Consider the following 13,079-nt stretch of genomic DNA (forward strand, 5'->3'; position numbering starts at 1 on the left):
CATGGGCGACGCCGCAACCTTCCGCGTCATCGTGGGCCTGATCGTCGTCATCGCGGCGATCCTGGCCTGCGGCTGGCTGGCGCGCCGCGCCGGCCTGGCCGGACGCGCGCCGGGCGGCACGATGCGCATCATCGACAGCCTGACGCTCGGCCCGCGCCAGCGCATCGTATTGGTCGAAGTCGCCGACGCCTGGCTGCTGGTGGGCGTGACGGTCGGCCAGATGAATCTGTTGCACACCCTGCCCGCGGGCGAAGTCGCCGCGCCGGCGAAGCAGCCCGGCGCCCTGGTGACGTCGCTACTGGCCCGCCGTGGCGCGAAAACCGGCGCGGACGCTTCCTTCGCCAGCAAACTCACCCAGGCTTTGCGCCGCGGCTGATGCGGTCGGATGGTCCCATGAATCGAATCTTTCGCGCCGGACCCGGCGAAGCAGGCGCCATGCGCCGCATGCTGCGCGTCCTGGCCCTGCTGGCGCTGGCCTGCGCGCCGCTGGCGGCATCGGCGCAAGCCACCCTGCCGGCGCTGACCGCCACGCCGGGCCCGAACGGCAGCGAAACCTATTCGTTGAGCGTGCAGACGCTGCTGATGCTGACGTCGCTGACGTTCATTCCGGCCGCGCTGCTGATGATGACCGGCTTCACCCGCATCATCATCGTACTCAGCCTGATGCGCAATGCGCTGGGCACGCAGACCACGCCGCCCAATCTGGTGCTGGTCGGCCTCGCCCTGTTCCTGACCGCCTACACCATGTCACCGGTGTTCGACCAGATCTACAAGGACGCCTACGAACCGCTGTCCAATGGCGCGATCTCGTTCGAAACCGCGATCGAGCGCGGCGCGCAGCCGCTGCGCACCTTCATGATGCACCAGACGCGCGAAACCGATCTATCGCTATTCGCCAACCTGACGAACCAGCCGCCGCTGGACAATCCGTCGGCGGTGCCGATGAAGGTGCTGGTGCCGGCTTTCATCACCAGCGAACTGAAGACCGCCTTCCAGATCGGCTTCACCATCTTCATCCCCTTCCTGATCATCGATATGGTGGTCGCCAGCGTGCTGATGGGCCTGGGCATGATGATGGTGCCGCCGATTTCGGTATCGCTGCCGTTCAAGCTGATGCTGTTCGTGCTGGCCGACGGCTGGCACATGCTGCTGGGCTCGCTGGCCCGCAGCTTTTACCAGTGACCGGAGGTCCGCCATGGATGCCGAAACCGTAATGACGATGACGTACCAGGCCATGCGCATGATCATGGTCGTGGCCGGGCCGCTGCTGCTCGTCACGCTGGCGGTCGGCCTGCTGATCAGCGTGTTTCAGGCGGCGACGCAGATCAATGAAATGACGCTGTCCTTCATTCCCAAGCTGGTGGCCGTTGCCGCCACGCTGGTGTTGCTGGGCCCCTGGCTGATCGGCATGATGACCGACTATATCCGCCAGATCATGGACCAGATACCCAACCTGGTCTCGTGAGCCGCCCTCGCGGCATGGCGCCATGATCACCTTCACGCTGGATCAATGGTACGGGTGGATCAACACCTTCGTGTGGCCATTCACCCGCCTGCTGGCATTGATAGGCATCGCGCCGTTGTTCGGCGAAAGCAGCGCACCGCGCACGACCAAGATCGGCCTGGCCGCGGTGCTGGCGGTGGCGATCGCGCCGTCGTTGCCCCCCATGCCCGCGGTGGCGCCGGGCTCGCTGGCCGGATTGTGGATCCTGGCGCAGCAGGTCTTCATCGGCATCGCCATGGGTTTCTGCATGCGCGTCTGCTTCGCGGCGGTGCAGACGGCGGGCGATTTCGTCGGTTTGCAGATGGGCCTGTCGCTGGCGACCATTTTCGATCCCACCACCCAGGCGAATACGGAAGTACTGGCGCGGCTGTTCAACATTCTGGCGATGCTGACCTTCCTGAGCGTGAACGGGCACCTGCTGATGCTGGGCATGCTGGTCAAGACCTTCACCCTGGTACCAATAGGCACGGCATCGCTGCACTCCGACGGTTGGCTCATGGTGGCGCAGCTGGGCACCAAGATTTTCTCGTCCGGGCTGCTGCTGGCCCTGCCGCTGCTGGCCTCCCTGCTGGCGATCCAGCTGGCGCTGGGGATATTGAACCGCGCCGCGCCGCAGCTGTCGGTGTTCGCGGTGGGATTTCCCATCACCCTCTCGGCGGGCGTCATACTGCTGGCCGTCGCCCTGCCGAAAAGCACCGCGTCCTTGGCGGAGCTGTTCCAGGAAGGCGCCAACGCGATGGAACGGCTGGCGGGACTGCTGGCGGGATAGCGGTCGTCCCGGCCAAGGCTCACGGCTCGCCGGCGCCGGCGCCGGCGGGCGGGCCGCCGGCCGCGGCCCCGGCCAGCGCTACCCCCAGCGGCTTGCATGCCGGCCTTACCCCGAAAAACACCTTGGGCGACCCATACAGTCCGCAGAACGGCGTATCGATAGGCGCCGGGGCAAATAGCGACGCCACGCCGGCGACCCGATAGCCCAAGGCCTCGCGCACCGATTCGGAGAACTCCAGGTGGGTCAGCCTGTCGTGCTGGACCGCCGCGGATAGTCGCAGGCGAGCCTGGACGGCGGGATCCGTCGCCCGCACCAGGAAAGGCACGCGATACTCCTCCGCCGTCGCATCGTCGCCCGTATTGCAATGGGTCGCGCGGGTCGTCAGGTTCTGGCCGTGGTCCGAGGTGTAGAAAACAATGGTGTTGGGGGGCAGTCCGTGTTCCAGCGCCGCCAGGAAATCGACGGAGTTCCTGCGGATCGCCGTCATGTAATCGGTGTTCTTGTCGCCCGACACCAGGCCGGGCGGAATGTAGTCCCGATACGGGAAATGCGCGCCATCCTTGTTGATGAAGATGAAATTCCTGCCCGAGGCGGCGCGCTGTTCGATCTGGCGCGCGGCCAGCGCATCGCGCTGGTACAGCGGGCCTCGGTTCTCGACGACGTCGTCGATGTCGGCAAGCTCGTCATCGCTGATGTAGTTGCGCGTGGCGGGATCGTCCAGCACCCCCTGGTCGTCGATGTACGTGGTGGTGTATCCCCGTTGCCTGGCCAGGGCGAACAGGCTATCGGTGCGAGCAATATCCACATGGCCGCTGTCGGCACGGCGCCACCACGCCTTTCTGAGAATGTAGTTCGACGCGGCTGAACAATTGGCGCCGCTATAGGCACGGCCGAAATCGGCGTAAAGTCCGCCCTGGTCCCGGAACGCCCGTGCGAAATGCGCGTATTCGACCGACTCGTCGACGATCACGATCACGTTGCGGAAGTCGTGGGTGTCCCCCATGGACGCGCGAGCCTGCTGGAAGCGCGGATGGTCCAGAAGGTCATTGGCCTGGATGGCCAGGGTGCCGAAACCATAGGAAAAGCCTTTGGGAAAGCCGATCAGCGCGGGCGGCCCGCGCTGCGCCAGGATGTACCCATACATGCCCGCCAGTACGCAAACCAGCAGCACCGGCGTGGCCCACGGCGCGCGCTGCCGCCGCGGGACCAGGCTCTTGAGCACCAGCGGTACGAACAGCGCCGCGCCCTTGCCGGCCGCCACCGCGATGGTGTGGCCATACTGCTGCAAGGCCGCGCCCAGCATGGCCGCCGATGCATTCAACGCGCTGATGTTGCCTATGCCCGCCGGACGGCCGTAGATCGCATGCGCGGCCAGGTCCACCGTCACCAGCAACCACAGCAGGAGCAGCAAGGGCGCGCCCACGCCGGGCCGGACCCGCGTGGCGGCATACAACGCCAGGATGGCGACCAGGTATTCCAGTATGAAAACGCCCTGCCGCAGGTACTCGGCCGGCCCCAGGTGTCCCTGCGTGTTCAGGCCGATGGCGTGGAACCGTTGCACGGCGAAGAAACCATCCAGCGCAAGATAGGCGCCGGCGGCGTAGAACAGGATCAGCCATTCCGGTATGCCGCGCGGCAGGATGGCGCGCAGGGCGCGATGAAGACAGGCGGCGGATTTCGTCGTCGGACGCAAGCAGGACGCGGACACGTGGGCATGGGCTCGGGGCACGCCGTTGCATGCGCCACCGGACCGGCCGTACCGCTACGTCGACATCCCCTCTTCGAGCCATCGAAAAATGGAAAGCAGATTTGGATACGGGAGCGCCGAATAGATTCGCTGCCGCCGGTCCGCCGATACGACCGCGTTCCACGCCTTTCCAACGGAACCCGTCCAGGAGCACCCCTGCCCATGGCATCCGCGGGCGCTACCCTTGCCGGCCGCGCCCTGGGCCGCAATGTCGACCGGGGCATCGGCGGGCATGTTCGCGCAGCAGCGCCACGCCGTGGCGCCAAAGAAAAAGGCGGCCCGGATTGCACCGGGACGCCTTTTGTCGCAACGCGGGGATTGCGGGTCAGCTTGCCGCCAGCGGCGCGTACGCCGCGCCGCCCGCCAGTTGCTGCGCCGGTACGTCGATCACCTGTCCTTCGTTGATCTTGAACACCGCCACCGCTTCGGCCAGGCGCTGCGCCTGTTCCTGCAGCGAGCCGGCCGCGGCGGCCGCTTCTTCCACCAGCGCCGCGTTCTGCTGCGTGACCTCGTCCATCTGCGACACCGCGCGATTGACCTGGTCGATGCCGCTGGATTGTTCTTCCGACGCCGCCGAAATCTCGCCCATGATGTCGGTCACCCGCTTCACCGACGCCACGATCTCCTGCATGGTGGCGCCCGCGCGCTCGACCTGCTGCGAGCCCGCGCCCACCTTGGTCACCGAATCCTCGATCAGCGCCTTGATTTCCTTGGCCGCCTGCGCGCTGCGCTGCGCCAGCGAGCGCACTTCGCCCGCCACCACCGCGAATCCCTTGCCCTGTTCGCCCGCGCGCGCCGCTTCCACCGCCGCGTTCAGCGCCAGGATGTTGGTCTGGAACGCAATGCCGTCGATCACGCTGACGATTTCCGAAATCTTGCGCGAGCTGCCGGAGATCTCCTGCATCGTGTTCACGACCTCGGCCACCGCCGAACCGCCGCGCTCGGCCACGTCCGAGGCGCTGGCCGCCAGCTGGTTGGCCTGGCGCGCGTTATCCGCGTTCTGCTTGACGGTGGAGGCCAACTCTTCCATCGACGCCGCGGTTTCTTCCAGCGAGGCCGCCTGCTGCTCGGTGCGGCTGGACAGGTCGGTGTTGCCGGCGGAAATTTCACGCGAGCCCACATTGATCTCATCGACGCCGCGGCGTACCGACGACACCGTACGCGTCAGGCTTTCCTGCATGCGCTTGAGCGCGCCATACAGCATGCCGATTTCGTTTTGCGAACGGATGTCCACCCGCTGCGTCAGGTCGCCATTGGCGATCTTATCGAAGTGCTGGCCGGCTTCGACCAGCGGACGCACGACCATGCGGCCGAAGACGATGCGCGCCAGGATCATCAAGACGATGGCCAGGCCCACGGCGCCGGCGACGGCGATCAACGCCAGGTTCAGGTTCTGCCTGGCCTGGGTACCGGTTTCGGTCTGCGCGGCCTTGATGTACTTGGAAAATTCCTCGATCGCGTCAACGAAGGCCGCGCTGCGGGGCGTGCCGTATTCCGTATTCACCATGTAGAAGGTGCTGTAGTCCTGGCTGCGCAGGGCTTCCACCATGGTGTCCACGCCGTCGTCGATATAGGAGCGGTAGCGCCGCACCAGGTTCATCGACAGCTGCCGGCCGGTATCGTCTTCCAGCATGTTCTTCTGGAATTCGCCGAAACTGTTGCGCACGTCCGCCAGCAGGTCGTTGGCCGACTTGAGGGAATCGGCCGCATCCTTTTTGGCGGTCGCGGCGGTTTCGGGCGAAACATTGGGGGCACCGGCTTCCTGCAGCTCGCGGGCCGAGACCAGCAGCGCGACGCGGGCGCGCAGCATGTTGGCGTTGATGATCTGCACCTGGGTTGCGCGATCGGTCAATGCGCCCAGGTCTATCACCGCCCGGTAGTTCTGGTTCAGGAAGAAGGCCGCCATGCCGCCCACCGCGGCGATCAGCAGGGCGAAGATACCCAGGACGATCATCAACAGCGTGCCGACACGCGTATCGCGCACCGAGAATTTGCGCTTGACCTTGGGCGGACGGGTCGCCTTGCGCTTGCTGGCCTTGGCCTTACGGCTCGTTTCTGCGATGGCTTCCATGAGGCCCTCCAAACTCGCAATCAGATTCGAAAAAAACGCCAAGTACTCTCGCCCTCGGGGGGCGGCGTACTGGTGGTCGGATGCCGCGCGTTATTGCGCGGGCACGGGTATCGCCGTCGTGCCGTTCGTTGTCGTGCCGCCGCTGGCCGTGCTGCCTTGCGCGGCCGACGGCTGCGTCGTCTCGGCCGAGGCCAGCGCGGGATCCTGGGGAACGGATGTATTGCCCAGCAGCCGCTGCCGCGTGTTGCCCTGCAAGGGAACGTTGGTGGTATCCAGCACGCGTGCCAGCCGGCCGTCGGGCGCGAATTGCAACCTCGCCTCGCGGCGGAAGTAGATGGCGTCCGTCACCACGGTCGTCTTATAGGACCACAGCGCGATAGTGGAACCATCCGACTGGGGCAGGACCTGCTGCGGCATGCCGTTAAACGCGTAAACCGCGTCGGACATGGTGGTCTTGCCCGGCTGCAGGCCGGCCACCGCGTCGCTGGAGAAATACTGTCCCGTCGCGCAGCCACCCAGCAGCGCCATACTTGCCAGGCAGGCAAGCAGGCCGGCGCGCCATTTCACGATGAGATGCGAAGTGCGAATCATGGCGGTCCTAGAAGGATTCCCAATCGTCGTCGCTCATGGCCGCGGCGCCACCGCCGGCCGCGACGGCACGGGGCTTGGCGGCGGGCGGCGTGCGCGGCGCGGCGTGATCATTGGCGGCCGGCGCACGCGTGCGCGGCGCCGCGGCGGCGCGTGCGGGCGCCGGCTTGGCCGCGCGGGGCGCGGCGGCGGTCGTCGGGGGCGCGGAAGACGCCGCTGCCTTCGCCGGAGCCGCATTATTCAGGCGCGGCGCGTCGACCGGAGCCGCCGGCTGGGCGGCCGGTGCCGCGACACGCGGCGCGGCCGGCGACGCGATCGCGCGCGCGGGCACGTCGATCACATGTCCCTGGCTGAGCTTGAACACCGCCACCGCTTCGGCCAGGCGCTGTGCCTGTTCCTGCAGCGAACCGGCCGCGGCGGCCGCTTCTTCCACCAGCGCCGCGTTCTGCTGCGTCACCTCGTCCATCTGCGACACCGCGCGATTGACCTGGTCGATGCCGCTGGATTGTTCTTCCGACGCCGCCGAAATCTCGCCCATGATGTCGGTCACCCGCTTCACCGACGTCACGATCTCCTGCATGGTGGCGCCCGCGCGCTCGACCTGCTGCGAGCCCGCGCCCACCTTGGTCACCGAGTCCTCGATCAGCGCCTTGATTTCCTTGGCCGCCTGCGCGCTGCGCTGCGCCAGCGAGCGCACTTCGCCCGCCACCACCGCGAATCCCTTGCCCTGTTCACCCGCGCGCGCCGCTTCCACCGCCGCGTTCAGCGCCAGGATGTTGGTCTGGAACGCAATGCCGTCGATCACGCTGACGATTTCCGAAATCTTGCGCGAGCTGCCGGAGATCTCCTGCATCGTGTTCACGACCTCGGCCACCGCCGAACCGCCGCGCTCGGCCACGTCCGAGGCGCTGGCCGCCAGCTGGTTGGCCTGGCGCGCGTTCTCCGCGTTCTGCTTGACCGTGGAGGCCAGCTCTTCCATCGACGCCGCCGTTTCTTCCAGCGAGGATGCCTGCTGCTCGGTGCGGCTGGACAGGTCGGTGTTGCCGGCGGAAATTTCACGCGAGCCCACATTGATCTCATCGACCCCGCGGCGCACCGCCGACACGGTACGCGTCAGGCTTTCCTGCATGCGCCTGACCGCGCTGTACAGGAGGCCGATCTCGTTGGCGCTGCGCACCTCCACGTGCTGGCTCAGGTCGCCGGCGGCGATCTTGTCGAAATGCGCACCGGCCTCGCGCAGCGGACGCAATACCATGCGGCTCAACACGAGCCAGCAGGCGATCGTCAGGAAGATCGCGAACGCCACCATGACCACCGTCACCGTACGCGCCAGCGAGAAGTCGGTGTGCCCCAGCGCCACCATCTCGTCCGTTGCCTTGTCCAGATACTCCAGCATGGCCTGGACCGATTTGTCCAAGGTCTGGTTGGCGGCCGACGATGCCTTGGACGATGCCAGATACGAGTCTATCTGCTTCGAACGCAGGGTGTTGATCTGCTCGTCGATCAGTCCCGCGTAGGTTTTGTAGTTGGCCATGATGGCCGTCGACATATCCACCGTCGCGGGCAGCTTGGGCGACTGGCTGAACAGACCCATGCGCTTATCGGCGTCCGCCTTGAACGCTGCGGCGCGCGAGATCTGGCTCATGCCCTCATCCGGACGGTTGGTCTGGATCATCTCGTAGGCGTTGTTCAGGACCTGGCGCGCGCGCAACACCTGTGCATAGGACGCGTACAGATTCGTGACCTGGTCGCTGTATAGCGTGTTGACCGTGTCGAGCTTGCTGTTGCTGGACTGCAATCCCAACCACGCGACGGCGTTCGATACCAGCATCGCCGCCAGATACAACGCGAGCAGCGCGATGATGGAAGTGCGGATTTTCATATTGGCAAACATATCGTTATCTATCCACCGAACCGTCGTTCCCTATGGGGAAACACATATCTATCAAAACCGAAAGGACTTCACTACTTCATGCTGAACAAGGTGGTGCCCTTGACCGCGTTGAAAGCCGACATCGATGCCTGCAGCGACAACTGGCGCATGCTCATCGTGGAGATGGCGTCGTAGTAATTGATCTGCGTGAGGTCGGTCAGTGTCTTGTTCAGCGTCAAGGTGCGCTGGCTGCCGGTCGTGTCCAGCGCGTCCAGTTCGTTCTGGCGGGCGCCGACGGAGGCTTGCACCGTGGACACGTTGTCCAGGTTGATCGACAGCGATTTGTTGGCGGTTGCCAGCAAGTTCACCAGCTTGGCCTGGGCCGCCGGATCGTTCTGCGCCGGCGACTTCAAAGCGGTGATCAGCTCGCCCAGCGTGGCGAACATATCCACGCTGGCGCTGCCGGTCGGATTGACCGTGAAGCTGTCGCCGTCTTCCGGGTTGCCGTCGATGACCACGCTGACACCGCCACCGGTGTCGATGGCATCGCCCGGCGTGTAGGCCGCGGGCGCGGTGGTGGTGCTGGTGCCGGTCGCCGGATCCGTCGTGGTGACCGTATAGGTGACGACGCCGGTCACCGCATCCTTGGCGAAGTCGATCTGGAAGTCGTTGCCCGACGCGCCGCCAGGCGCGATCGTCAAATGGGAACTGGTAGCGGTACCGGCATTGGTGGCGCCCGGATTGGCCACATAGGGCGGCATGCCGGCGGTATTGATGGACAGGCTGTCGCCGTCGGCGGGAACGCCGTTGACCACCATGGTGACGCCGCCGCCCGTATCGATGGCATCGCCCGGCGTATAGGCAGCCGGCGTGCTGGTGGTGATGGCGCCGGTCGCGGCGTCCGTCGTCGTGATCGTGTACATCATGTCGCCGGTCACGGGGTCCGCCGCGAAGTCGATCTTGAAATTGTTGCCCGAACCGCCGCCCGAGGCCACGCTGGGCGTCTGGAAGGTGGCGGTGCCGGTGTTGCCGGCGCCGGCCGAAGCAATGTATGCCGTGCTGCCCGGCGTCGCGCGGTTGAAGATATCCGAACCGACGTCGGAAATATTCATCTGCCGGCTTTGTTCCACCTGGACCACGCGCTGGCCGGCGTTGCCGTTGAAGGTGATCTCGCCGGTCGTGGGATCCTTGACATAGGCCGCGGCGTTGCCGGCGGTGCCCGAGAACATGTACTGTCCGTTGCCGTCCGTGGTGTTGGCCAGGGCGAACAAGGCGTCGCGCGCGTGCTCCAGCACCGTGGCCAGCGTATTGCGGTCCTGATCGGCCAGCGTGCCGTTACCAGCCTGCACTACCCGCGTCAGCACGTCCGTCAGCGTCGACACCACGTTGGACAGCGTATTGGATTCGTTGCCCAGCGAATTGTTGGCGTCGTCGCGATTGCTGCCATAGGCCGCGGCCATGTTCAGGTTCTGGTACGCCGTGATGGCCTGCCCGGCCGCCAGCGGATCGTCCGACGGCGTCACCACGCGGCGGCCGGAACTGAGCTGCTGTTGCAGGTAGTTGACGTCCGACTCGTTCTTCAGAATGCCGTTCAGGCCACTCTGGTAAATCGTCGAGGTGCTCAGGCGGATCATGCTGTCTTACTCCGGATGCGCTTTATCTTTGAGTCGGTGCGGGTTTACTTCAGGCCCAGCAGGGCGTCGAAGACTGTACTGGCCACGTCGATAATCTTGGCAGCCGCCTGATACTGCTCCTGGTACTGCGAGAGATTCACGTACTCTTCGTTCAGGTTCACGCCGGAGATCGAAGCATTGTTCTGCGTGCGCTGGTTGACCACGGCGGTCTGCGCCTTGTCGTTGGCCTTGGCGTCGGCGGTCTGCTGGCCGACGTTGTTGACGATCTGCGAAAACAGGTCGGTGACGCTCAGCGAGCCGCCCGCCAGGTTGCGCGTGGTCTGCAGCTTGGCCAGGGCCAGGGCGTTGTCGCCGTTGGCCGAGCCGGGATTGGTCGTGCTGGACGCGGCGATCTTCGCGGGATCGGTGGTGGCCATGGCCAGGTCGCGGCCGGCATTGCGGGTGGGCTGCAGGGTCCAGTTGTCGCCCGCGGCCGGCGTACCCGTGATGCTGACCGTCAGCCCGTCGAAATCCAGCGCGGTGGGCGGCGTCCCCGTGGGTGTCGCGGTTACCGCGGTGTTGTCGGGCAGGCGCGTCACCGTGTAGTTGGTGCCGTCGAAGGTAATCTTGTAGTCGTTGGCCGTGAGCTTGCTGGCGTCGGTGTAGGCCGCCGTCAGGCTGCCGTTGCCGGTATTCTTGGCGCCGGTCAGCGCCACGGGCGAAGGCAGCGAGAAAAAGTTGCCGCCCGCGTTGCCTTGCAGATCGACGCCTTGCTGGTGCAGCGTATTGAAAGTCACCGCCAGGCCGGCGGCCATCTGGCCAAGCTGGTTCTGCACCACGTCCAGCGAGTTCGAGCGGAATTGCAGCAGGCCGCCCAGCGTACCGTTGGTCAGCTTGGCGTCGCTCAGCTCTACCGGCACCGTCGCGCCGCCGGGGCCGGACGGCAGGTTATAGGCCACCACGGTGCGCGTCGGGTCGGCGGCGGACGGGATGGCCTGCAGGGAGTAGACCGTCGTGCCCGAAAGCAGCGCCTGGCCGGATTCCAGCGAAATGCTGACCGTGTCGCCCTGGGTGGTATAGCGGATCCCCACCGTCTTGGACAGCTCCGACAGCAGTTGATCGCGCTGGTCCAACAGGTCGTTGGGCGCGTTGCCGCCGCCCTGGCCGCGGGCCACGACGATTTCCTGGTTCAGCTTGTTGATCTGGTTCAGATAACCGTTGACGGAATTGACCGTCTGGCTGATCTGCTGGTTCAGGCCGTCGCGCTGGGTCTGCAGGTCCTGATAGGCGTTATTGATTTGCGACACCAGGGCCTGGCCCTTGCCGATCAGGTCCTGGCGGGTCGCGGCGTCGGCGGGTTTGCTGGCCACGGCATTGACGCTGGCGAAGAAGTCCGCCAACGCGGGCGAGATACCCACCGTTTCGTTGCCCAGCATGTTGTTGATCTGGGTAACCTGGTCCAGATACGTGGAGTATGAGGAGCTGGTGCTCTGCGAACCGACCAGTTGCTTGTACAGGAAGCTGTCGTACTGGCGCTGGACCGTGTCGACCTGCACGCCGCGGCCGTAGAAGCCCGCCGCGCTGGGGGTCGAGCCGGCCGTCGACGTCAGCACGCGCTGGCGGTTGTAACCGTCGGTCGTGGAGTTGTCGATGTTATGGCCGGTGGTGGTCAACCCCGCTTGCGCCGCATTCAGACCACTCAGGCCCAGGCTGTACAAACTCATGGTCGGGATGCCTCTCGAATTACCGTGTTGAAACGTCTGGATATTGGTTTAACGGCAAGCGCGTACGAAACTTAATGAAATGCAAGGTGATGCTCCGCGCCGCCGGTGCCGGCGCGGCGCACCCTCCCGCTACGGGTCACCGACCCCCGCGAAATCGCTGCCCAGCAGCTCGGCCTTGCCGTCCAGCCCGGTGGCATCGGCCACCTTGGCCAGGCGGCCGGCGCCCTGCAGCTGCCCCATGATGCCGATCAGCTTGTCCGCATAGCGCGGGTCGGTGGCGTAGCCGGCGGCCTGGATACGGCGGGCCGCGTCTATCTCGTCGCGCGCATCGGCCACCGCGTCGTAGCGCGGATTGCTGCCGAGCAGCCGCGCATAGTCCGCGAAGGATTCCTCGTAGGAGTTGTAGGCGCGGAACGCCTGCGTGACCTTGCGCGGCGTGCCATTTTCGTATTCGGTGGTCAGTACATTGACCGTTTTGCCCTTCCAGCTGTCGCCGGCCTTGATGCCGAACAGGTTGTAGCTGGTGCGGCCATCCGGGTAGCGGATCTCGCGCTGGCCCCAGCCGGATTCCAGGGCGGCCTGGCCCAGGATCAGGCGGGCGGGCACGCCGCTCTGGCGTTCCGCGGCCTTGGCGGCCGGCGCCATCTGGGCGACGAAGTCCACCACATGGTCCGGCGCGCCTTCGGCCGCGGCCAGGGCGCGGTCGGACGCGCCGCCGCGCTGCAACACGCGCAGCAAGGCCGCGACTTCCGGGTTCGACGAACCCGAGGTCACCGTGCGCGCGGCCAGATCCAACGGTTTCATGGCCGGGGCACCGTCCTGGGACGCGCCCTCCTGCCCTGCCCCCGGCTGGTTGGCCCCGGGCTGGTTGGCCTGCATCTGCTTCAACAGCGACTGCGCCAGGCCGATGCCGGGGTTGGCCAGCTGCAGCGCCAGTTGCTGGTCCGCCATCGACTGCATCATCTGTGATTCGTTGGAATCCAGCAGGCCGCTTTTCATGGTGGCCTGGCGCATCTGCTTGAGCAGCATCTGGATGTAGACGGCTTCGAACTGGCGCGCCACCTCGGCCTGCTTTTCGGCGGACGCCGGCTGCTGGCCGGTCACGTCGCGATGCAGGCTGGACAGCGAGCCGAAGTCGAAAATGGAGGGCTGGCCGGCGCCCGCGGTATGGGAGGAGCCGAGCGCCATGG

General features: G+C 65.9%; 11 protein-coding genes. 4 read left to right on the forward strand and 7 right to left on the reverse strand.

Annotated elements, in window-relative coordinates:
* The first annotated feature begins 1 nt into the window (after window position 1).
* Genes fliO through fliR form a run of 4 tightly spaced genes read left to right on the forward strand, consistent with a single transcriptional unit; the run spans window position 2 to window position 2,273 of the window.
* Window positions 2–376: a flagellar biosynthetic protein FliO gene (gene fliO / locus ACNA0R_RS11370; protein WP_415826118.1), complete on the forward strand. Its 375-nt coding sequence runs from the start codon at window positions 2–4 to the stop codon at window positions 374–376.
* Window positions 377–435: 59 nt separating this feature from the next.
* Window positions 436–1,182 carry a flagellar type III secretion system pore protein FliP gene (gene fliP / locus ACNA0R_RS11375; RefSeq protein ID WP_415826395.1) on the forward strand — a complete coding sequence of 249 codons (747 nt, stop codon included), beginning with the start codon at window positions 436–438 and terminating at the stop codon, window positions 1,180–1,182.
* Between the two features lie 13 nt (window positions 1,183–1,195).
* A complete protein-coding gene (fliQ, locus tag ACNA0R_RS11380; protein WP_415826119.1) occupies window positions 1,196–1,465 on the forward strand; it encodes a flagellar biosynthesis protein FliQ in 270 nt (89 codons plus the stop codon).
* A gap of 22 nt (window positions 1,466–1,487) precedes the next feature.
* Entirely contained in the window at window positions 1,488–2,273 is a 786-nt protein-coding gene (gene fliR / locus ACNA0R_RS11385) for a flagellar biosynthetic protein FliR (protein ID WP_415826120.1), read from the forward strand.
* Between the two features lie 19 nt (window positions 2,274–2,292).
* Here fliR and ACNA0R_RS11390 read toward each other — a convergent pair whose 3' ends face one another.
* The 7 genes from ACNA0R_RS11390 to flgJ all read right to left on the reverse strand — a co-directional run bounded on the left by ACNA0R_RS11390 (window position 2,293) and on the right by flgJ (window position 13,077).
* On the reverse strand, window positions 2,293–3,966 hold the full coding sequence (locus tag ACNA0R_RS11390; RefSeq protein WP_415826121.1) for a sulfatase-like hydrolase/transferase: 1,674 nt from the start codon (window positions 3,964–3,966) through the stop codon (window positions 2,293–2,295).
* Window positions 3,967–4,345: 379 nt separating this feature from the next.
* The gene (locus ACNA0R_RS11395; protein ID WP_415826122.1) at window positions 4,346–6,091 is read right to left on the reverse strand and encodes a methyl-accepting chemotaxis protein; all 1,746 of its coding nucleotides are present in this window, start codon (window positions 6,089–6,091) and stop codon (window positions 4,346–4,348) included.
* Window positions 6,092–6,181: 90 nt separating this feature from the next.
* Window positions 6,182–6,682: a hypothetical protein gene (locus tag ACNA0R_RS11400; RefSeq protein ID WP_415826123.1), complete on the reverse strand. Its 501-nt coding sequence runs from the start codon at window positions 6,680–6,682 to the stop codon at window positions 6,182–6,184.
* Window positions 6,683–6,689: 7 nt separating this feature from the next.
* Complete coding sequence (locus ACNA0R_RS11405; protein ID WP_415826124.1) at window positions 6,690–8,573, reverse strand: methyl-accepting chemotaxis protein; 1,884 nt, start codon at window positions 8,571–8,573, stop codon at window positions 6,690–6,692.
* 71 nt (window positions 8,574–8,644) lie between these two features.
* The gene (flgL, locus tag ACNA0R_RS11410; RefSeq protein ID WP_415826125.1) at window positions 8,645–10,186 is read right to left on the reverse strand and encodes a flagellar hook-associated protein FlgL; all 1,542 of its coding nucleotides are present in this window, start codon (window positions 10,184–10,186) and stop codon (window positions 8,645–8,647) included.
* Between the two features lie 44 nt (window positions 10,187–10,230).
* Entirely contained in the window at window positions 10,231–11,889 is a 1,659-nt protein-coding gene (flgK, locus tag ACNA0R_RS11415) for a flagellar hook-associated protein FlgK (protein WP_415826126.1), read from the reverse strand.
* A 129-nt stretch (window positions 11,890–12,018) separates the two neighbouring features.
* The gene (gene flgJ / locus ACNA0R_RS11420) at window positions 12,019–13,077 is read right to left on the reverse strand and encodes a flagellar assembly peptidoglycan hydrolase FlgJ (RefSeq protein WP_415826127.1); all 1,059 of its coding nucleotides are present in this window, start codon (window positions 13,075–13,077) and stop codon (window positions 12,019–12,021) included.
* Window positions 13,078–13,079: the final 2 nt, after the last annotated feature.

Origin of the sequence: Bordetella sputigena, from assembly GCF_965137885.1 — a bacterium.
Classification (GTDB): domain Bacteria; phylum Pseudomonadota; class Gammaproteobacteria; order Burkholderiales; family Burkholderiaceae_B; genus Bordetella_C; species Bordetella_C sputigena.